We start from the raw sequence: 20,593 nt of genomic DNA, 5'->3' as shown, positions 1-20,593 counted from the left end.
GCGCGCTCCGCTGTCCTATCGCACTGGGGAAAACACCATGCAGCACACTCGTCAATCACGCCTGCCACGCCAGGCCATCGGCCTGGGCATCGCCTTGCTGGCGGCAGGCTCATCGGCCCAGGCCTTCGAGCTTTATGCCGACGATGACACCACCGTCACCGGCAACTTCCTCGCGGTCTACGGTCTGTTCAACAGCCGCAAGAACTACGACGGCAGCGCCGGCGGTTCGAGCTGACGCGAAGGTTTCATCAAGTATGGCCTGAGTATCGAGCAGACACTCGACGGCCGCGGGAACCTCTACGGGACCGCCAACCTGGTCAGCTCCGGCACCTGGGGCGATGGCGATGCGGCGGGCCTGAGCGACGGCTCAGAACGCACCACGAAATTCGACGAGGCCTTCGCCGGTTGGCGCTCCGGCGATCTGTTCCCGCTGTTGGGCAAGGATGGCGTCGACCTGTCCTTCGGTCGCCAGGTGATTACCCTTGGCGACGGTTTCATCATCAACGACGACGGCCTGAACGTCGGCAAGGGCGTGGCCGATGGCGAACTCAATCGCGGCGGCGCCTATTACCTCGCCGCCCGGCACGCCTTCGACAAGACCGCGGTGCTGCGCCTGGGCGACAAGGACGGCGTGCATGGGAGCCTGTTGTGGTTCAAGTCCGACAATCGCGCCCAGGCCGATACCGAGATGGCCGCCGCCACCCTGGAATACACCGCAGCACGCGGCACCCTCGGGCTGACCTACATCCATGGCATCGACGTGGATGAGCACTACGCCAGTGACTTCCAGAAACAACGCGACGGCATGGACATCTACAGCCAGTTGGTGGTGGCGGTTCCGTTCTGAGCATCAGCCCCGGAATTGGCAGCCACAGACATGCGACGCGGCAGGCACGGTCAAGCCCGCCCGGCCTCCCAAGGGTTAGTCTCGGGGCTTTCCCTTGCCTGCGAACAGGAACTTCCCATGAGCGATATTGCCCTGCTGCCCGAGGTCCAAGCCTTCCTTGGCCGACACCACGCGCTATTCATCGACGGTGCTTATGTCGAAAGCCAGAGCCGACAGACCCTGGACGTGATCAACCCGGCCACGGGCCAGGTCATCGCCCAGGTCTGTGACGCCGTTCCTGGCGATATCGATGCGGCGGTCGAGTCGTCCCGGCGCGGTTTCAAGCAGTGGTCCCAGGCCGCCCCGGCGGTCCGCGGGCATGTATTGCTGAAACTGGCGGACCTGATGGAGCAACACCGCGAGGAGCTGGCACAGATCGAAACCTGCCAATCCGGCAAGATCATCCATATCTCCCGCGCCTTCGAAGTCGACCAGGCTGCGCACTTCTTGCGTTACTACGCCGGCTGGGCGACCAAGATCAGCGGCCAGACCATCACCCCGTCGCTGCCCTCCTTCGCCGGTGAACGCTACACGGCGTTCACCCTGCGCGAACCGGTGGGCGTGGTGGTCGGCATCGTGCCGTGGAATTTTTCGACGATGATCGCCATCTGGAAACTCGCCTCGGCCTTGGTGACCGGTTGCAGCATTATCATCAAGCCCAGCGAGTTCACTCCCCTGACTATCCTGCGCATCGCTGAACTGGCCATGGAGGCCGGTCTGCCGGCTGGCGCGTTGAACGTGGTGACGGGTGGCGGCCTGGTGGGCAAGGGCTTGATCGAGCATCCAGGCACCAACAAGGTGTCGTTCACCGGCTCGGTGCCTACCGGCATCGCCGTGGGCCAGGCGGCGATGGGCGCCGGACTGACCCGGACGACACTGGAACTGGGTGGCAAGAATGCTGCGGGATTCCTGCCAGATGTGGATCCCGAGGTGGCGGTCAATGGCATCATCGAGGCGGGTTTCCTGCACTCCGGGCAGATTTGCGCGGCGGCCGAGCGGTTCTTTGTCCACCGCTCGCAGATCGAACCGATCATGCGCAAGCTCGCCGAACGCCTGAGTCAGCTCAGCATCGGCTCGCCGCTGGATGAAGCCACGCAATTCGGCCCGGTGACCAACCGTCAGCATCAGCAGAAACTCGGCGAGTATTTCGCCAGGGCGCGGGCACAGAACAACAGGATTGTTCATGGTGGCAAGCTGATCGACAGGCCTGGCTGCTATGTCGAGCCGACCATCATCCTCGCCAACCATCGAGATGATGCGCTGCTCAATGAAGAAACCTTCGGCCCGATCGCCACCTTCCTGCCCTACGACACCGAGGAGGAACTGCTCGACCTGATGAACGACTCGCCCTACGGGCTGAGCGCCAGCCTTTGGACCAACGACCTGGGCAAGGCCCTGCGCATGGTGCCCGCCATTGAAGCCGGCACCGTCTGGGTGAACATGCACACCCTGCTCGACCCCGCCGTGCCATTCGGCGGGAGCAAGTCTTCGGGTATCGGCAGGGAGTTCGGCAGCGCGTTCATCGATGACTACACAGAGCTGAAGTCGGTAATGATTCGGTATTGAGTATGTTGGGCACCGGATAGAATCCGGCGCCCAACAGACGCATATACCCGTGGCGAGGGAGCTTGCTCCCGCTCGGTTGCGTAGCGACCGCAAGCTTGGGCCTGCTGCGCAGTCCAGCGGGAGCAAGCTCCCTCGCCACGGTAGATTTTGCGTCAGGTTTTTATTCGGTGAGCATTGACCGGCGGTACACGCCCGCGCCATGGCTGGGCGCGTTCCAGTTGGGCGGCCAGGGCCAGCAAGGTGCTTTCTTCGCCGAACCGCCCGGCAAAATGCGCGCCCAGCGGCAGGCCGTTTGCGCTCCAGGACAACGGTACCGACATCGCCGGCTGGCCGCTGGCATTGAACAGCGCCGTGAACGGTGAGTAGCTGTGGAATCGCTCGATGAGCGCTTCAAGGCTCATGCAGACGTCCTCAACGTTGAGCTCGCCAATCATCACCGGTTCGCGGGTCAGGACCGGAGAAAGGATCACGTCGTAATCCTGCATGAACACCGCCAACTGGCGGCCCAGCGCATGAATCCATTCCACTGCGCCGACGTACTGGGCGCCGCTGACGTTGCCTTTGTCCCGCAGGATGATCCGGGTGCGCACTTCCAGTTCCTCCGCCTGCACCGCGGCCCCGCGCATCTGGCCGAGCAGGTCGACGTAATGGCGGGTACTCGCACCAATGATGGTGAAGACCTGATCAAGAAACTCCGGCAACACCACTGGCAAGCTCACCGGTTCGACGCGATGGCCCAAGGTTTCACACAACCTGGCGACCTCGCCCACCGCCTGTAGGCTTTGCGCGGAGGTGGCCCAGGGGCCGAATTGCTCGACCAGGGCAATGCGCAACGGCTTCGGATCGCGCTGCAGCGCCGTCACGTAAGGCTGCGCCTGGACCGGCGCGGCATACGGCGCGCCCGGATCAATCCCGGCGGTGGAATCCAGCAACGCAGCGCTGTCGCGCACCGACAGGGTGATTGCATGGGGCGTGCCCATCCCTGCCCAGCCTTCGCCGATCATCGGCCCCGACGGCAGCAATCCGCGGCTGGGCTTGAAGCCGAACACCCCGCAGCACGACGCCGGCACCCGCAACGAACCGCCGCCATCGTTGCCGTGGGCGAACGGCACGACCCGGGCCGCCACCAATGCGGCCGCACCGCCGCTGGAGCCGCCGGCGCTGCGCTCGGTATTCCACGGGTTGCGCGTGGCGCCGAAGCGCGCCGATTCGGTGGAGTAAGACGTGCCGAACTCAGGCGACGTGCTGGTCCCCAACACCTGGCATCCGGCATTTCTCAGGCGCGTCACCACTTCCGATTCAAAATCCGCGCGGCAGGCGCCCAGCGAGCGGGAGCCGTTGGTCATCGCCGCGCCCTGGACCGGCGAAAACAGATCCTTGATCAAGGTTGGAACGCCGGCAAACAGGCCCTGCCCGGCCTGAGGCGCACGCGCCGCCTCCCGGGCCGAATCGTAAAGCCGTTCCGCCACGGCGTTAAGCTGCGGTTCGACCCGTTCCAGGCGCTCGATAGCCGTCTCCAGCAGCTCGCCGGGCTGGACCTCACCGCGCCTGACCCACTCGGCCAGGGCGGTACCGTCTTCACTGTCCATCAATTGGTGGATGTCTTGCAGACTCATGGTTTCAGATTCCTTGTTCATGACGATTGACGAGATCCGGCGACGTCCGCCTGTCGATGGCCGCGCGTGCGTAAACCGACCGCCACCCAGAGCAGTGCCGCCGCGAGACTGGCGAAGGCCAGCCATTGGATGGACTGACGAAGGTCACCGGCAAAGGCACCGACGAATGCCACCACCAACGGACTGATGAACTGGCCGATGTAGAGAAACGAGGTGAACCCGCCCAGGCCTCGGCCACGGGTGGTGGCGGTCAGCGCATTCATCACCGGCGCCATCACGTTGGGCACCAGCAACCCGGCGCCTAACCCCTGGACAAACACCGCCAACAGCACCGCGTTGTAGCTTTGCGCGCGCACCAGCAAGCACAGCCCGAGGCCCATCAGGGCGAGCAACAGCGCGTTGCAACCGGCAATGCCCAAGCGTCGGCGCAGCAACGGCCACGTCAACGAGCCAACGAGTGTCGCCAACAGGCTCAACCCCGCCGCCAGGCCGATCAGAGTGCTGGAGGTCACGCCCAGGCCGACCAACAGCGTGGGGGCCTGGATCGGCATGACGAAGGTCAGGACCATGCCGCTCACGATCATCAGGTAGCCCACCACCAGCTGCAGCAACGCGACTTTGCCCGGCGCCGATTCATCGGGGCGCGCGTCGACCGTCCGCAGCTTGGCCACCGGCGGCTCCCAGAGGATTTTCATCATGGCCGGCACCAGCAACAACGGCAGCAGGTACAGCAGGAACGGCGAGCGCCACGAATGTTCCCCGAGGGCCCCGCCGACGACGAAGAACAGCGCCCCCACCAGGCCTATCGTTACCACTTGCCGGTTGACGTAGCGCAAGCGTTCCTCGCCATGCCAATAGTCGGCAATCAAAGTCGCGCAGCAGGTCATCACCGCCGCCTCCGCGCAGCCAAACAGCAAGCGCGCGCCGACAATCGTCGGCAAGTTGTCGAGCAGCGCCGGCAACGCGCCGAGCACCGCATAGAGCAAGGTGGCGATCACCAGCAAGGCCTTGCGCCCGACCCGGTCGGCCAACCAGCCGGCCAACGGCGCGCAGAGGGCAATCGCCAGGGCCGGCCCGGTGATTGCCAGCGGCACCAACAAATCGGCGCGAGGCTCGACGGGGCCGAACTCGGCGGCCAGCCGAGGAAGAATCGGCGTGACCATTACCGAGCCCATGATGGTCAGGCTGCTGCCGAGCATCAGCACCAAGCCTTCGCGCCGGCTAACTGCCTGACGCGGCGACGCCGTTGAAATGGAATTTGATGAGTTCATGACGCCCCCTTCAGAAACTGTGAGAAATGCGCAGGGCCGTGGTGTAGCCCTCGGCGCGGTTTCGCGCGTCGAATTCCTTGTAGACGTGCAGCCAGATCGGCGGCACGCCGGGCTTGAAATAACTCACCGCCGGCCCGACCGCGAGTACCCGGGCTCGATTGCCCGCCTCAAGCCCTGGAGCATCGTCGTCGGTGAACTGGCGGTAGTAGTAGCCGCCCACACCCAGCGTCCAGGGGCCGACATGCTGGCCGACGGCGAATTCATGGCGATACTCGACGCCGCTTTTGTAGTCGGTGGCAGGGTTGCGAGTGTTCACATCGACTTCGAAGCTGGAGGACACCTCGAAGCCGGTGTCTGAGATATAGGTCGCGTTGAGGATCGGCGAGAACGTCCAGTGGTTCAGGCCCGGCGAGATCAGCCGGTCCTCGTCGTAATCGCCGGTCGGGGTCTGGATCTGGAATTGCGCGTTGACGAACAGGTTTGGCGACAACGTCCATTGCAGGATGATGGGCAATACCTGGATGTCGGCCATGCGAAACGGATCGGCTTCGAGGTTCAGCGGACCGACCGGCGTCTGCACCCTTACCGAGGCGTCCATCTGGAAGAACGGCACTACCGCGCCATAGCCGTACTTGGCGCCGAGCACGGTGTAATCGGTCATGTGCATGTAGGCGACGCCGATCGACAGCACATCGAGGGACAGGTTGTTGTCCACCGAGCGACCATGACGGTCTTTCTGCACATTGGCCGAATAGAACGCAGTACGCAGCCCGACCGTCCCGAAGGGCGTGGCCGGCGGCATCATGCCGGCACCGAAGTCGTAGACGCCAAACGCAGTGGTCGGCGCACCGTTCTCGGTAGCGTTGGCCACGGCGCAGGCGCCGAAAAGCCCCAGGGTGAGCCACGTAAAATGCCGCAGGTTTTTCTTTTTATTCTGATTCATCGAATGCCCCATCCCAACCATGTGGTGATGGGGTCATCCTAGGGAGCCGGTCCGCCAGCCGTTATCCGTTTTCAGCACAGATGCGTGCGCCGCAGGGTTTGTGAAGGGGTTTCGCCGAACAGGGTCCGATAGTCGCTGGAGAAACGGCTCAGGTGCCAGAAGCCCCAGCGTGCCGCCACCTCCTGCACGCCCCTGGCCTGGTCGCCAGCGCGCAGCTCCCGGCGCACGGCATTGAGGCGCAGCGCCCTTAAATAGGCCACCGGGTTGATGCCCAGGGTTTCCTGGAAGCAGTACTGCAATTTACGCCGGCTGGCGCCAATGTGGTTGCACAGGTCGAGAATCGACAGCGGCTCGTCGACATGGGCCAGGGCATATTCCCGGGCCCGGTCGACCATGCGCTTGCGGGCCGTCGGGGTCAGCGGCGGCGCCTGGTCGGGCGCCACCAGCTCCAGCAGGTGCAGCATCACCGTATCGCGCAGGCCACGGCGGATCGACTCGAAGCCCAACAATGACTCATGCCCCTGGCCGCCCCCTTCGAGTTCGTCGAAGAGTGCCGCCAGCTCAGCGGGCAAGGTCGAATCGCCGAGACGGTAACACTTGGGAAGATCGGTAATTCGAAAGTCGCTGCCCTGGCGCTCCAGCAGGTGCTCCAGGGCCTGCTCCTTGACGGCGACGCCGAGCAGGTCCAAGTGCTGGGGTGTGCGCAGGTCCGGCAGGTTGCGGCCGTGGGCGACCATCAGGCTCGGCTCGACAATCGGGTGCCCGCAGCAGAACACCGGCCCGTCAGCGCGCAACGGTACGCTGAAGGTAATCGCGCCCTCCCACGCCATGCCGCGCTTGGTCATGGCCTGATTAGAGCGGTCGCGCACCAGTTGCATCCAATCTGCACGGAACTCGATCAACTCGCCTTCGAAGCGTCCTGGCGTCAGTTGGTCGTAGCTCACTTGCCAGCCGCCCATGTTCCGCGCGTGCTCGTCGATGTCGCCGGTGCGGAACCGATTGATCGGCCGCGTCGGCAACCCGTCCGCCATGTCGTCGTTCATTCACCCGACCTTCGCTGATTCCAGGGTTATGGATCGAAGATCAGGCAAGTTCCATTCCGTCTCCCGGGTGACTCGCTCGATTGTGCCGAAAACGGCTAGTCAGCTGCCTGCGCCGCCGTGGGCTTCTTCAAAGAAGTAGTCCTTCCAGCTGTCGGCCTTGTTCTTCAACACACCCAGCTCATGCAGTTTGTCGGCGTAGATATAGGTGCGTTGCGGCACCACGGTGAAATCGATTTCCGGGTCGCTGACAATCTTCTCCACCAGGGGCAATGGCAGCTTGGATTGCTCTACCCGGATATACGTCTGGGCGGCGGCAGGTTTGTCGGCCTTGATGATGTTCTGGGCTTCAACCAGCGCGGCGTAGAACGCCTTGTAGGTCTTCGGGTTTTCGTCGTGGAATTTCTCCGTGGTGTAGAGCACGTTGAACGTGGCCGGCCCGCCGAGCACGTCATAGGAGCTGAGGACTTTATGCACGTTGGGGTTCTGCAACGCCTGGTACTGGAACGGCGGGCTGGAAAAGTGCGAATTGATTTCCGACTTGCCCGCAATCAACGCGGCCGTGGCGTCCGGGTGCGGGAGGCTGACCGAGATGTCGTCGAATTTCTTGTAGCGCTCGTTGCCGAACACCTTGGCCGTCTCGATCTGCAATGTGCGCGACTGGAAGCCGACACCCGCCGCCGGGACCGCGATCCGGTCCTTGTCGGTGAAGTCCTTGAGCGTCTTGATCTCGGGGTTGTTGGTCAACAGGTAGTTGGGCATCGAGCCCAGCGAGGCGATGGCCTTGACGTTCTGCTTGCCCCGGGTCCGATCCCAGATCGTCAGCATCGGCGGCACCCCGGCCGACACCACGTCGAGGGCGCCGGTCAGCAACGCTTCGTTCATGGCGGTGGCGCCGGAGATGCTGTTCCAGTCCACTTTGATATCCAGGCCCTGGGCCTTGCCATGTTTCTCGATGAGCTGCTGGTCACGCACGACGTCCAGGATTAGATAACCAATGCCGAATTGCTGGGCGATGCTGATCTTGCCTTCGGCATGGGCCAGCGGCCCGACCAGCAGGCTCGCCGCCAGGGAAAGAAAAAGTACGGGACGCTTGAACGCCATGGCCGTGGCCTCTTATGGATAAATTCAGGCGCCGACTTTAAAGCTATAAAAAATAAAATTTAAATACCTGTATCGCATAAACATAGCACCTGAAGATTCAACGCGGCCGACTTGACATTGTCCGGGCGGAGGATTAATCACCCAGGGACACCGAGGCGCAGCCGCTGCCCCCTCCGAACCCGCCCATTCTTGAAACGAGCCGCGCGACCATGAACGAGATGACCTGTGACATCCGCGTTGCCGCCGAGTCCGTATCCCAACCACGCGCGCTGGTATTCCTCGCCTATCCGCAGATGGGCCTGCTCGACCTGACCGGCGCCCAGACGGTGTTCTGGGCGGCCACCAAAGCCATGACCGAACGTGGCCTGCCCGGCTACCGGATGCACACCGCCAGCCTTGAAGGCGGCCTGATGCAGACCGCCGAAGGGCTGGTCGTGCAAACCTGCGCCCTGGGCGAGTTCGACAATGCCGTCATCGACACGCTGATCGTGCCTGGCGCGCCGAACATCCGTCAGGCGATGATCGACTGCGTCGAGCTGGTGGACTGGCTGCGCGCGGCCTCGACCAAGGCGCGCCGCACCGCTTCGGTGTGCAGCGGGACCTTCCTCATGGCCCAGGCCGGCTTGCTCGACGGCCGCCGCGCCGCCACGCATTGGGCCATGTGCGAAATGCTCAAGAGTGGCTTCCCCTTGATCGAAGTGGACCTCGACGCGATTTTTATCCAGCAGGACAGTGTCTGGACCTCGGCGGGCGTCAGCGCCGGCATCGACATGGCCCTGGCCTTGGTGGAAGCCGATTGTGGTCGCGATGTCGCGCTGCAAGTGGCCCGGGAACTGGTGGTGTTTCTCAAGCGCCCCGGGGGGCAGGCGCAGTTCAGCCAGTTGCTGCTGGCACAGACCCAGGACAGCGCCGGATTCGATGAACTGCACGCCTGGCTCGCCGAGCACCTGGATGAGGCCGACCTGAGCATCGAACGCCTGGCCCGGCAAGCGCGCATGAGCCCGCGCAACTTCGCCCGGGTCTACAAGCGCCAGACCGGACGCACCCCGGCCAAGGCCGTCGAGATGTTCCGGCTCGAAGCGGCCAGACGACTGCTGGAGGACTCCGAGCGCAACATCGATCAGATTGCCCGTTCGTGCGGTTTCGGCGACGAGGAACGGATGCGCTACACCTTCCAACGCCACCTCTCGATTTCACCACGGGACTATCGCAACCGGTTCTCCCGCTGAGCTTGAACCGCGCTGTCGCGTCAGGCTACGCGCCTGGCTTGAGCCTGTGCTTCGGCCTGCTCGCCGATGAACGCACAGCAGCGTGAACGGAGCCAGCGTTCTCCCGGGTCATTATGGGAAGTCCCTCGCCAGACCATCGACAGCTCGCGCTCGGGCAACCGGAGCGGCGCCGGTTCCGCGCGCAAGCCGGTCGTTTGGGCCATTGCCCGAGCGACGTAGTCGGGCACGATGGCGATCATCTCGCTGCGCGCCAACAACACCGGCAAGGCGCTGAATTGCGGCACGCTCAGGACCACACGCCGTTGCCGCTCCATCTGGCTCAGGGCCCGATCGGAATCATCGATAACATGCCCCATGGATGAAACCACCGCATGCGGGCGGCGGCAAAATTCATCCAATGTCAGCTCGCCCGGACGCGAATCGGCGCGCAGCAACATCGGCCGGATCGGACGCAGCGCCTTGCGCCGGGCATTGGCCGGAAGCTCCAGGGTATGGCTGATACCGATGGTAATTTCGCCGCTCGCAAGCAGTTGGCACATCTGCCATTGATCGGCCCGGCGCACCACCAGAGTCGTGCCCGGCGCCTCGATACGCAGTCGGTGCAGCAGGTCTGGCAGCAGCGCGTATTCGACGTCATCGGACAGGCCGATGTGGAACGTCGCGTCGCTGGTGGCGGGATCGAACGCCTGGCAGCGGCTCAAGGCAGCCGCGATGCCATCCAGCGCCGGCGACAGGTTGGAAAAGATTTCCTGCGCCCGGGAGGTCGGTTCCATCACCCGGCCCGCGCGGATGAACAAGGGGTCGTCGAACATCAGGCGCAACCGCGCCAGGGCGGCGCTGACGGTCGGTTGGCCAAGAAACAGCTTCTCGCTGACACGGGTGACATTTCGCTCATGCATCATGGTTTCGAAGACAACCAGCAGATTGATGTCAGCACGACGCAGGTCATTTCTGTTCATCATGGTAGCCATTCCAGGCGCAGGGCCAATGAGGCGGGAAAGAAACGTCGTGCCTGGGCCGCTTTGCGCGGCTCGACAGCGACGGCGTGCCTGGAAGGTTATGCCACGGCCTAACCGGCGTCTGTCGTACGGGAGGACGCTGCGTTGACGCTTTGGGTCCACCGATTGATACCTGGGTATACAGGACGAGTGCCAGGGTCTGGCAGGATTTCAGGGTTTTATGTCCTACCCCGAGGCAAGGGGCAGCTTTTAAGATTCAAGACGATGCCCCCGTGTCCACCGCCACCGGGACCGGACCGACAAGACAAAAGAAAGGTTGCAGCGTGCCCACACCCGCCATGATGTTCAAAAGCATCTACGACAGCCTTCGGTATCAGCCATCCCCGAAGGCGTCGAGACCTTCTATGGGCATCAGCCCTCACCCGCTGGTCAACGCCCTGGGCTGGGCGGTCGGCCTCGTCGTGGCCTGCGGGATTGTCATCATTAATTCCGAAACCCATTCCGACCTGGCACCGACGCTGCTGTACATCACCTTGCTGCTGATGGCGGCCAACCTGTTTTCAATCAACCTGGTGATCACCGTTGCGCTGCTGTGCATGTTCCTGCTGACGGCGATGTTCCTGTACAACGGCGGTTACCACCGCTGGGAATCGATCACCGGGTTCTTCCGTTGCCTGACGGCCCTGTCAGCCATCGCGTTTCTCGCACTGCGCAGCAAGCATGCCTCGGACCGCCTGCGGCATAACCAGGCCTACCTGATCGAAGCCCAGGCGCAGTTGGCCCATGCCACGCGGCTGACGTCCCTGGGGGAAATGGCCGCCTCCATCGCCCATGAAGTGAACCAGCCGTTGACGGCCATTACCAGCAGCGGCGAAGCCTGTCGCCGCTGGCTGGACCGTCCGGTGCCCGACCTCAAGGAGGCCCTCGACTCGCTGGACCGGATCGTCGCCAACGCGTGCCGCGCCAGTGAAGTCATCAATCGGACCCGGGCGATGGCGCGCAAATGCGACCCTCTACGCCGGCCCGAGCGACTGGACGAAATTGTCAGTGAAGCACTGGATCTGGTGCGCCATCAGTTGGCTCAGCACCAAGTCAGCTTGAAGGTGGACCTGACGGCGGCAAGCCTGGTCGACGCTGATCGGGTCCAGCTGCAGCAGGTGATCATCAACCTGGTCTCCAACGCTTGCCACGCCATGGAAACGCTCCCGGTGCGCGACCGAATCCTTTACGTGCGCACCTGGACGCACGCGCACGAGGTGCTGCTGGCGGTGACGGACCGGGGAATCGGCATCAAGGCCGAGACACTGCCCTCATTGTTCAACCCGTTTTTTACCACCAGGGAAAACGGCCTTGGCATAGGCCTGTCGATCTGTCGCTCGATCATCGATTTCCATGACGGCAGGATCTGGGCTACCAGCGAGGCAGGCCAAGGCACCTCGTTCACCTTTTCGTTGCCGTTGTTAGCCAAAGCCTGACCTGTGCGGACCCCTGCCATGAACCCAAGCCACGCCATGCCCCCTGCCCTCGCCCATGAACCGGTTGTCTACGTGGTCGACGACGACGCATCGTTACGCGAAGCCCTTCGCAGTCTGCTGCGGTCCATTGGCCTGTTGGTCGAACTGTTCGACTCGGTGACGGATTTCATGGGCCATCCACGTCCCGACGCGCCCAGTTGCCTGTTGCTCGATGTGCGCCTTCGCGGCACCAGCGGGCTGGACTTCCAGCAGCAGTTGGCGAACGCCGGAATTCATCTGCCGATCGTATTCATGACCGGGTATGGCGACATTGCCATGACCGTGCGGGCCATGAAGGCCGGTGCGGTGGATTTCCTGACCAAGCCGTTTCGCGAACAGGACCTGATCGATGCGGTGTCCGCCGCCCATCAGCGCGACCGACTGCGCCGCGAGGCCGAGCGTGGCCAGCGGGCGCTTCAGGACCGTTACGCCACGTTGACCGCCCGGGAGCGCCAGGTAATGGCACTGGCAGCGTCGGGCCTGATGAACAAACAGATCGCCGGGCAAATAGGCCTGAGCGAGATCACCGTCAAGATCCACCGAGGCCAGGCCATGCGCAAGATGGCTGCGCGTTCGTTTGCCGACCTGGTGCGCATGGCCCAAGCCCTGGAACCGAGCCGCGATCGTTGAGAGTTCATACCCACGTATACTAGGCGCGGCTTTTGGACCGCGTATCTTGCAGTGATAGGGGCGCTTTAATAGCGACCTGATATTACTGCCAGGTTTCGAAATGTCCGACAGCGCAATTATTTCTGTTATCGATGACGATGAATCGGTTCGAGTTGCATTGGATGGTTTGCTGCGCTCTCACGGGTATCGCGTCAGGACTTATGCCAGTGCCGTCGCCTTCCTGTCTTCAGCCGGGTTTGAAAACACCGCGTGCGTGCTGTCGGACATACAGATGCCGGGCATGACGGGCATTCAGTTGTGCGATGAGCTCTATGCCCGAGGAATCGACATTCCGCTTGTTTTCATCACGGGCCTGCCTGTTGTGCCCGCGCTGGCCATACCGGGGGGATGCGGTCCCGTGGCGGTTTTCCCCAAGCCGTTCAGGTGCGGGGAGTTGGTTGCTTGCATCGAGTCGATTCTTGAACGGTCGGTTTAGATTGGTGTGTATATCCCCGCGATGGCAGTAGGTCAGCCAATGAAGATGTTGGATGGGCTGGCCCCTTCGCGAGCAGGCTCGCTCCCACAGGGGTTCTCTGTATGCCATGAAATCAGCGCCTGCCGAAAATCCAATGTGGGAGCGAGCTTGCTCGCGATGGCGGTGGGTCAGCCAATCGAGATGTTGATGGGCTGGCCTCTTCGCGAGCAAGCTCGCTCCCACAGGGGTTCTCTGTATGCCATGAATCAGCGCCTGCCGAAAATCCAATGTGGGAGCGAGCCTGCTCGCGAAGGCGATGGGTCAGTTGCATAAGTGCCAGCATGTGCCCCGCTCTTGCTCTTGCTCTTGCTCTTGCTCTTGCTCTTGCTCTTGCTCTCGCTCTTGCTCTGCTTTTGACTTTGATCTCAGCGCCCCATTAACCACGCTGGCCGAACGCAGGCATTGCGCAGTGGGTAACCCGGCATGGATGCCGGGTTAGCCGCGCTGGGCCATGGATGGCCCTTCGCGGCGGCCCACGGAGCAATGCCGGAGTGAGGGCATGCCGAGCCTAGGCGAGGCACCGAGTGGTGGGGCAAAGCGCTTTTGCTTACTTTTGGCGCTCCTCCAAAAGTGAGCCGCCGTAAGGGCGGAACCCTAAGTGGCCGCGACTGCGAGAACGGATATACACACATACCTCCGTATACCCCCCTCACACCCACGCATACCCCCACTGACCCTATGTAGAAGTGTCGAACCCAAAGCCACCCCCTACCATCTCCCACAGCGAACCGAAGCTGAATGCGCCCGATGATTTCAACCATCAGGCCCCACAGCTTCGGGTACCTCGCAACACGGTCACGCTGAAACCTCAAACAATTCAACGTATCGATTTTCGCTTCGGGAGCTCATCATGAAACAGCACATCTTGATTGTCGGCGCCGGTTTCGGCGGCGTATGGAGCGCACTCAGCGCCGCCCGCCTGCTCGACCAGCATGATCGCAACGACGTACAGATCAGCGTCCTGGCCCCCCAGCCGGAACTGCGTATCCGCCCGCGGTTCTACGAGCCGAACGTCCATACCATGATGGCGCCGTTGGGCACGCTGTTCGATGCGGTCGGCGTGAACTTCGTCCAGGGCGTGGCCGAGAACATCGATGTCAGCCGCAAGCAGATCAGCTACCGCGACGTGTCCGGCAGCCTCGCGACGCTGGGCTACGACCGACTGGTACTGGCCGCGGGCAGCAAGCTGGTTCGCCCTGACCTGCAAGGCATGCTTGAACACGCGTTCGATGTCGATGAGATCGAACAGGCAACACGCCTCGAAGCCCACCTCAATTCACTCGGGAACCTGCCGGACAGTCCCGCACGCAATACCGTTGTCGTCGCCGGCGGCGGTTTCACCGGCATCGAAACCGCCACCGAAATGCCCGCCCGCCTGCGCGCCGTCCTCGGCAGCGATGCCAATATCCGCGTGATCGTGGTCGACCGCGGGCCGAAAATCGGTGCGGCACTGGGCGAGGGAATCAGCCCTTCGATCATCGAAGCGTCCGATCACCTGGGCATCGAGTGGGTCCTCGATGCCTCGGTCGAGTCGGTGGATGCCGGCGGCGTCATCCTCTCGGATGGCCAGCGTATCGAGTCCAACACCGTCATCTGGACCGTAGGCTTTCGCGCGAGCCCTCTCACCGAACAGGTGCCCGCAACCCGCGACCGCCAGGGCCGTCTGCATGTCGACGGGCATTTGAAGGTGCTCGGGCAGAACGATATCTACGCCAGCGGCGATGTGGCCTATGCCGCCACCGACGACTTGGGCAACTACGCGGTCATGTCCTGCCAGCATGCCATCGCCCTGGGTCGTTATGCGGGCAACAACGTTGCCGCCGACCTGCTCGGCGTCGCGCCGATGACCTACAGCCAGCCCAAGTACGTGACGTGCCTGGACCTGGGCGCCTGGGGCGCGGTGTACACCGAAGGCTGGGACCGCCAGCTCAAATTGGTTGGCGAGGAAGCCAAGGAGCTCAAGACCCAGATCAACTCGGTGTGGATCTACCCGCCCGCCGCCGATCGGGCAACCGCCCTGGCGGCGGCCGATCCATCGATTCCGGTAGCCTGACTCCTTTCGCCTGATTCACGCGCCCGGCCCGGCCAGTCCATCTTCCGCGCCGGTCTTTCCCAGACGCCTGCCAAGGTTTTTTCGGCGGGCGTTTTTTCTACCCGCGCGGCAAGCCAGCCTGGATATCGCCACTGCCCAGCAAAATCCGTTGCAACGTCCATCGCCCTGCATGAGCGACACACGGTAAGGTAGGCAAAAATCCGGATCGAGGTGTGTCGTGGCGTCCTACTCCCTGCGTCAGTTGAAGTACTTCGTGACCACCGTGGAATGCGGCAGCGTCGCCGAAGCCTCGCGCAAGCTGTACATCGCCCAGCCATCGATTGCCACGGCGGTAAAAGGCCTGGAGGACAGTTTCGGCGTGCAATTGCTGATCCGCCATCACGCCCAGGGCGTCTCGCTGACGCCCGCCGGTGCGCGTTTCTATCGCAAGGCCCAGGAACTGCTGCGCATGGCCCGGGAATTCGAACAGAACGCGCTGGCGGACAACGATGTGGTCAGCGGGCAGATCGACATCGGCTGCTTCGAGACCGTCGCCCCGCTCTACTTGCCACGGCTGATCGCCGGGTTCCGGGAGCGTTTTCCCGGGGTGGAAATCCGCGTGCAGGATGGCGAGCAACAGGAGCTGGTCCAGGGCTTGACGGGGGGACGTTTCGACCTGGCGATTTTTTATGAGCACGATCTGGACAGCACCATCGAAACCGAAGCGCTCACCGCGCCGCAGCGGCCCTATGCGTTGCTGCCGGAGGGGCATCGCTTCGCCGATCAAGGCCAGGTGTCGTTGCGGGACCTGGCGCTCGAACCGATGATCCTGTTGGACGTGCAGCCCAGCCGGACCTATTTCGTGAGTATCTTCGAAGAACTGGGCCTGACGCCGAACATTGTCTTCAGTTCGCCCTCCATCGAGATGGTGCGCGGCATGGTCGGCCAGGGATTCGGCTTCGCCGTGCTGGTCACGCGACCGCAATCGAGCTGCACCTACGACGGGCAGCGAGTGGTGTGCGTCAACATCGCCGAGGACGTGACAGGTTCAGCGCTGGTGGCCGGCTGGCTCAAGCGCGCGCACTTGACCAAGCCGGCGCAGCTGTTCGTGGATTATTGCAAGGAGCAGTTCGGCGAGTGGCTGGCGTAGCCCACCCTTGCGCCCAGCCGCTCCCCCGTGGCGAGGGAGCTTGCTCCCGCTGGGCTGCGAAGCAGCCCCAAAAAAGCCTGACAGGGTCCACCTGTTACACCACAGGCTCAAACAAAGGGGCTGCTGCGCACCCCAGCGGGAGCAAGCTCCCTCGCCACAAGAGCGGTTCGCCAGGGGTTTCAGTGCCTAGCGAGCCGCCCAGGCATTGAAGCGCTGCTCAAGCTCTTCACCATGGTCCACCCAGAACTCGGCATCCACCGCTCGCGCTTGCGCCAGGTTGGCCTCGGCGGTGGGCAGTTGCTCGCGTATTTCGGCGGGCAGCAAGGCCAGCGTCTGGCGATGCACCGGTCCGTAGGGAATGTTTTCCGAGAAGACTTTCTGCGTCTGCGGCTGGCTGGCAAAGGCAATGAATTTCTCGGCCAGGGCCTTGTTCGGCGTACCTTTGACCACCGCCCAGTACTCTGGGTCATACAGGCTTTGCGGCCAGACGATGCTCAGTTTCATGCCTTCCTTCTGTGCCGAGGCGATGCGCCCGTTGTAGGCGGCGCTCATGGCAACGTCCCCGGCCACCAGCCATTGCGCCGGCTGCGCACCCGCCTCCCACCACTGGATGTTCGGCTTGATCTGGTCGAGCTTGGCGAATGCACGTGTTACCCCTTCAGGGGTGTTCAACACCTTGTACAGGTCCTCGGACTTGACGCCATCCGCCAGCAAGGCGATTTCCAGGGTGTACTTGGCACCCTTGCGCAATCCGCGTTTACCCGGGTACTCGCTCACGTTCCAGAAATCCGCCCAGGATTGGGGCGCCTTGGCGAGTTTGCTCTGGTCGTAGGCCAGGACCATCGACCAGACATACGTCGCCACGCCGCATTCAGTAAGCGCACCCGGAACAAAATCCGCAGCTTTTCCGATCGCCGCCGGGTCGAGTTTTTCGAACAGACCTTCCTCACAACCGCGCAGCAGCTCGGGACTTTCCACCTCGACCACATCCCAACTGGTGTGCCCGGCCGCGACCATGGCCTTAATCTTCGACAACTCGCCGTTATATTCGCCGGCGACGATGTTTCCTGCACCGCTGGCGTTGAAGGGTTGGAAGTAGGCCTTGTCCTGGGCCAACTTGGTGGCGCCGCCGAATGAGATCACGGTCAGGCTTGGTGGCGCGGCCAGGACGCTGCTGCTCAGCAACGCCAGGGCACACGCAATGTTGCAACGCAAGGATATGGACATGAAGCGGTTCCTCGAAAATGCCGGCTCGCCCGCACGAGCCGGCGATGGGGCTCAGAGGCGACCGTAAGCGCGGGCGGTGCGGTCTACAGCAATACGGGTCTTGTCGACCAGTTCATTGATGTCGGCATGGCTGGCCACCAGCGCCGGCGCCATGATCATCCGGCCCAGGGTGGAGCGGATGATCAGGCCTTCCTCGAAACCGAAGGTGCGACATTGCCAGGCCATTTCGTTTTCATTGGCGAAGCGCTTGCGGCTGGCCTTGTCTTCGGCCAGTTGCAGGGCCGCGACCAGGCCGGCGCCCTGGATCTCGCCAATCAGCGGATGGCCATCGAAGATTTCCCGCAAACAACGCTGCAAGTACGGGCCGGTGTCTTCCTTGACCTGGGCAACGATGCCTTCGTCGCGCAGGGCCTTGAGGTTGGCTATCGCCACCGCCGCCGCCACCGGGTGCCCGGAATAGGTCAAGCCGTGGGCAAACACCCCGCCCTGCTCGACCAGCACCTCGGCCATGCGTCTGGACAGGATCAGGCCGCCCATGGGGATGTAGCCGCTGGTGAGGCCCTTGGCGATGGACAAGGTGTCGGGCTGGAAGCCGAAGTATTCATGGGCAAACCATTCGCCGGTTCGACCGAAGCCGCCGATCACCTCGTCGGCGCACAACAGCACATCGTATTGACGACAGATGCGCTGGATTTCCGGCCAGTAGCTTTCTGGCGGAAAGATCATCCCGCCGGCGCCCTGGAACGGTTCGGCCACGAACGCCGCGACATTTTCGGCGCCCAGCTCAAGGATTTTTTCTTCCAGCTGCCGGGCCGCGCGCAGGCCGAATTCGGCGGGCGTCAGGTTACCTTCATGGGCGAACCAGTAAGGCTCATCGATATGCGCCACATCCGGAATCACCCCGCCCATCTCGTGCATGAATTTCATGCCGCCCAGGGCCGAGGCGCCCAGGGTCGAACCGTGATAGCCATTCCAGCGACCGATCATGATTTTTTTCTGCGACTTGCCAAGAATCTGCCAGTAACGGCGCACGGTCCGAATCAGCACCTCGTTGGCCTCGGAGCCGGAGTTGGTGTAGATGGCGTGGCTGTAGTGATCCGGCAGCAGGCTGAACAGCAACTCGGACAGTTCCACCACCGCCGGATGGGTGGTGTGGAAGAACATGTTGTAGTACGGCAATTGCTCCAACTGACGGCTGGCCGCGGCCGCCAGGTCCTTGCGGCCGTACCCGAGGTTGGTGCACCAAAGGCCCGACATGCCGTCCAGGTAACGCTTGCCGTCGTTGTCCCAAAGCGCCAGGCCTTCACCGCGGACGATCACCCGCGGCCCTTCGGCATTGAGGGCTTTCTGGTCGAGAAACGCGTGAATGTGGTGCGCCGCATCCAGCGCCTGATATTCGCGGGTGCTGCGGGTTGGGTTCAGTGGCGCGTTCATTGAAGGTCTCCTTGCTTGTTGATCTTGTCGGTTGCGATGCCTTGGGCAGATGCCAACGGCTCGGGCTTGAACAGTGGTTTGCCCATCACGCACTTGATCCAAACCACCGCGATCAACGAAACGATGCCCAGCACCACGCCGGCGCTGGTAAAGATCGGAATCGTCATCTCGGGGCTGGGAGATACATGCCAGATGGCGAAGAGCATGCCGGCGATGCCGAACAGTTGGGGCAGCGGGTAAAACGGCGTACGGAACGGCCGATGCGCATCGGGATAGCGGCGACGAAGGGCGATCACGTTGATGTGGGTGATGATGTAAGCCAGCAGCCAGGCCAGGGCGGCAGCCAGTAGCAGAAGGTTGATGGCGTCGGGGCTGTCGTGCATCAGCAACAACGGCAAGCCGGTAACCAGCGCCACGAACAGCACCGCGACCCAGGGCGCGCCGCTGCGTTTGCCCTGGCGTTTGAAGACGCCGAACGCCTGGCCGCTACGGGCCATGCCCAGCAACATACGTGGGATGGCGGCAAGTGAACTGTTGAGCGTGCTGCACGTCGCAGTGATGGCGGCGGTCACCAGGAACACCTGTCCAGCCTCGCCGAAAACGCTGGTCGCGAACAGGTAATGTGGCAGCCCGTTACTGGCCAGCTCAGCCTGGGGAACAGTGAGCAGCGCCCCCAGGCAGTACAAGCAAATGACGACGAAGATCACGGTGAGGCCGATCATCATCGAAGCAGGAATGTTGCGCTCCGGACGCCGCGTATCCTCCACCAGCGGACAGACGAACTCCGCCCCGACGAAGCCCCACACCGCCATCGCCGCCAGGGCAATTACCCCGAGGCCCATGGGATTCCAGCCGGAAGGCGCGACCAGCGTAGACACGCTGCTGGCACCGTCACTTGTCAGGGCGCCGAGCCCCATCACCAACAACATCACGGTCATGACCAGCGCCAGAACGGTCTGCAGCCGCGAGAAAATGTCGATGTTGAACAGGTTGAGCACGGTGAACAGACATAAAACGCCAAGCGCGACACTCAGCGACGGCATCGAATGCGGGTAGACCTTGTCAATGATGAACTCCATCAGCAGCAGCTCTGCCGACAAAGCAAACATCGCCACCACCACATACCCGGAGAAGGTCGCCAGAATGGCCGGGAACTGGCCGATGGCGACTTCGGTGTAGCTGCTCAGGCTGCCAGCGCGAGGGATCATCAGCGCCAGTTCGGAAAACGAGCAGGCGTAACTCAGGGCCAGCAGCCAGGCCAGGGTCAACGGGATCACAAACCCCAAGCCGGCGATCCCGGCGCCCTGCAACATCAGCACCATGACGCCTTGGGAAACCACCAGGCCCACGGCCACCGCCAGCAGGGCACTCAGGCCCAGCCGTTTGCGCGGGCCGGTCACGGCGGGAGTAACGGTGTGTAGCGGCACGCTCGAGGAACTGTCCATCGGTTGCTCCGTTTTGTTGTTTTTAGGAAGAAC

At 62.9% G+C, this 20,593-nt stretch carries 16 protein-coding genes and 1 pseudogene; 8 read left to right on the top strand and 9 right to left on the bottom strand.

The genetic code is table 11. The features are described 5' to 3' along the window. Positions 1–37 precede the first annotated feature (37 nt). Positions 38–820, top strand: a pseudogene (locus J3P91_RS13510) (hypothetical protein); the annotation flags it as partial. A 144-nt stretch (positions 821–964) separates the two neighbouring features. Next, positions 965–2,452: an aldehyde dehydrogenase family protein gene (locus J3P91_RS13505; RefSeq protein ID WP_434604821.1), complete on the top strand. Its 1,488-nt coding sequence runs from the start codon at positions 965–967 to the stop codon at positions 2,450–2,452. Positions 2,453–2,604: 152 nt separating this feature from the next. Here J3P91_RS13505 and J3P91_RS13500 read toward each other — a convergent pair whose 3' ends face one another. The 5 genes from J3P91_RS13500 to J3P91_RS13480 form a co-directional block, all read right to left on the bottom strand. Further along, complete coding sequence (locus J3P91_RS13500; RefSeq protein ID WP_434604819.1) at positions 2,605–4,068, bottom strand: amidase; 1,464 nt, start codon at positions 4,066–4,068, stop codon at positions 2,605–2,607. A gap of 17 nt (positions 4,069–4,085) precedes the next feature. Next, entirely contained in the window at positions 4,086–5,339 is a 1,254-nt protein-coding gene (locus J3P91_RS13495; protein ID WP_434604817.1) for an MFS transporter, read from the bottom strand. Positions 5,340–5,349: 10 nt separating this feature from the next. Then, the gene (locus J3P91_RS13490) at positions 5,350–6,282 is read right to left on the bottom strand and encodes a SphA family protein (protein ID WP_434604815.1); all 933 of its coding nucleotides are present in this window, start codon (positions 6,280–6,282) and stop codon (positions 5,350–5,352) included. Between the two features lie 71 nt (positions 6,283–6,353). Continuing rightward, positions 6,354–7,325 carry a helix-turn-helix domain-containing protein gene (locus J3P91_RS13485; RefSeq protein ID WP_434604814.1) on the bottom strand — a complete coding sequence of 324 codons (972 nt, stop codon included), beginning with the start codon at positions 7,323–7,325 and terminating at the stop codon, positions 6,354–6,356. Between the two features lie 99 nt (positions 7,326–7,424). After that, a complete protein-coding gene (locus J3P91_RS13480; RefSeq protein WP_434604812.1) occupies positions 7,425–8,426 on the bottom strand; it encodes an ABC transporter substrate-binding protein in 1,002 nt (333 codons plus the stop codon). A gap of 209 nt (positions 8,427–8,635) precedes the next feature. Here J3P91_RS13480 and J3P91_RS13475 point away from each other — a divergent pair, with 209 nt between their 5' ends. Next, positions 8,636–9,655: a GlxA family transcriptional regulator gene (locus tag J3P91_RS13475; protein WP_434604810.1), complete on the top strand. Its 1,020-nt coding sequence runs from the start codon at positions 8,636–8,638 to the stop codon at positions 9,653–9,655. Between the two features lie 20 nt (positions 9,656–9,675). On the opposite strand, the gene J3P91_RS13470 is transcribed toward J3P91_RS13475, so the two are convergent. Further along, the gene (locus J3P91_RS13470; protein ID WP_434568583.1) at positions 9,676–10,617 is read right to left on the bottom strand and encodes a LysR family transcriptional regulator; all 942 of its coding nucleotides are present in this window, start codon (positions 10,615–10,617) and stop codon (positions 9,676–9,678) included. A 401-nt stretch (positions 10,618–11,018) separates the two neighbouring features. Here J3P91_RS13470 and J3P91_RS13465 point away from each other — a divergent pair, with 401 nt between their 5' ends. The 5 genes from J3P91_RS13465 to J3P91_RS13445 all read left to right on the top strand — a co-directional run bounded on the left by J3P91_RS13465 (position 11,019) and on the right by J3P91_RS13445 (position 16,454). Beyond that, a complete protein-coding gene (locus J3P91_RS13465; RefSeq protein WP_434604808.1) occupies positions 11,019–12,089 on the top strand; it encodes a sensor histidine kinase in 1,071 nt (356 codons plus the stop codon). Positions 12,090–12,107: 18 nt separating this feature from the next. Beyond that, complete coding sequence (locus J3P91_RS13460) at positions 12,108–12,758, top strand: response regulator transcription factor (protein WP_434604806.1); 651 nt, start codon at positions 12,108–12,110, stop codon at positions 12,756–12,758. Positions 12,759–12,858: 100 nt separating this feature from the next. After that, positions 12,859–13,233, top strand: a complete 375-nt coding sequence (locus tag J3P91_RS13455) for a response regulator transcription factor (RefSeq protein ID WP_434568585.1) — start codon at positions 12,859–12,861, stop codon at positions 13,231–13,233. Between the two features lie 889 nt (positions 13,234–14,122). Continuing rightward, positions 14,123–15,325, top strand: a complete 1,203-nt coding sequence (locus tag J3P91_RS13450; RefSeq protein ID WP_434604804.1) for an NAD(P)/FAD-dependent oxidoreductase — start codon at positions 14,123–14,125, stop codon at positions 15,323–15,325. A 217-nt stretch (positions 15,326–15,542) separates the two neighbouring features. Then, a complete protein-coding gene (locus J3P91_RS13445; protein WP_434568588.1) occupies positions 15,543–16,454 on the top strand; it encodes a LysR family transcriptional regulator in 912 nt (303 codons plus the stop codon). A gap of 186 nt (positions 16,455–16,640) precedes the next feature. Here the strand turns inward: J3P91_RS13445 and J3P91_RS13440 are convergent, their stop codons facing one another. From J3P91_RS13440 to J3P91_RS13430, 3 genes are read right to left on the bottom strand one after another with little or no spacing between them, the layout of a single operon-like run. Further along, on the bottom strand, positions 16,641–17,681 hold the full coding sequence (locus tag J3P91_RS13440) for an ABC transporter substrate-binding protein (RefSeq protein WP_434604802.1): 1,041 nt from the start codon (positions 17,679–17,681) through the stop codon (positions 16,641–16,643). 51 nt (positions 17,682–17,732) lie between these two features. Beyond that, positions 17,733–19,115, bottom strand: a complete 1,383-nt coding sequence (locus J3P91_RS13435) for an aspartate aminotransferase family protein (RefSeq protein WP_434604800.1) — start codon at positions 19,113–19,115, stop codon at positions 17,733–17,735. Beyond that, on the bottom strand, positions 19,112–20,560 hold the full coding sequence (locus tag J3P91_RS13430) for an APC family permease (protein ID WP_434604798.1): 1,449 nt from the start codon (positions 20,558–20,560) through the stop codon (positions 19,112–19,114). The genes J3P91_RS13435 and J3P91_RS13430 overlap by 4 nt, the downstream gene beginning before the upstream one ends. Positions 20,561–20,593 lie beyond the last annotated feature (33 nt).

Source organism: Pseudomonas sp. Z4-7, assembly GCF_051131965.1.
Lineage (GTDB): Bacteria > Pseudomonadota > Gammaproteobacteria > Pseudomonadales > Pseudomonadaceae > Aquipseudomonas.
This window is presented reverse-complemented; position numbering and strand designations above follow the sequence as displayed.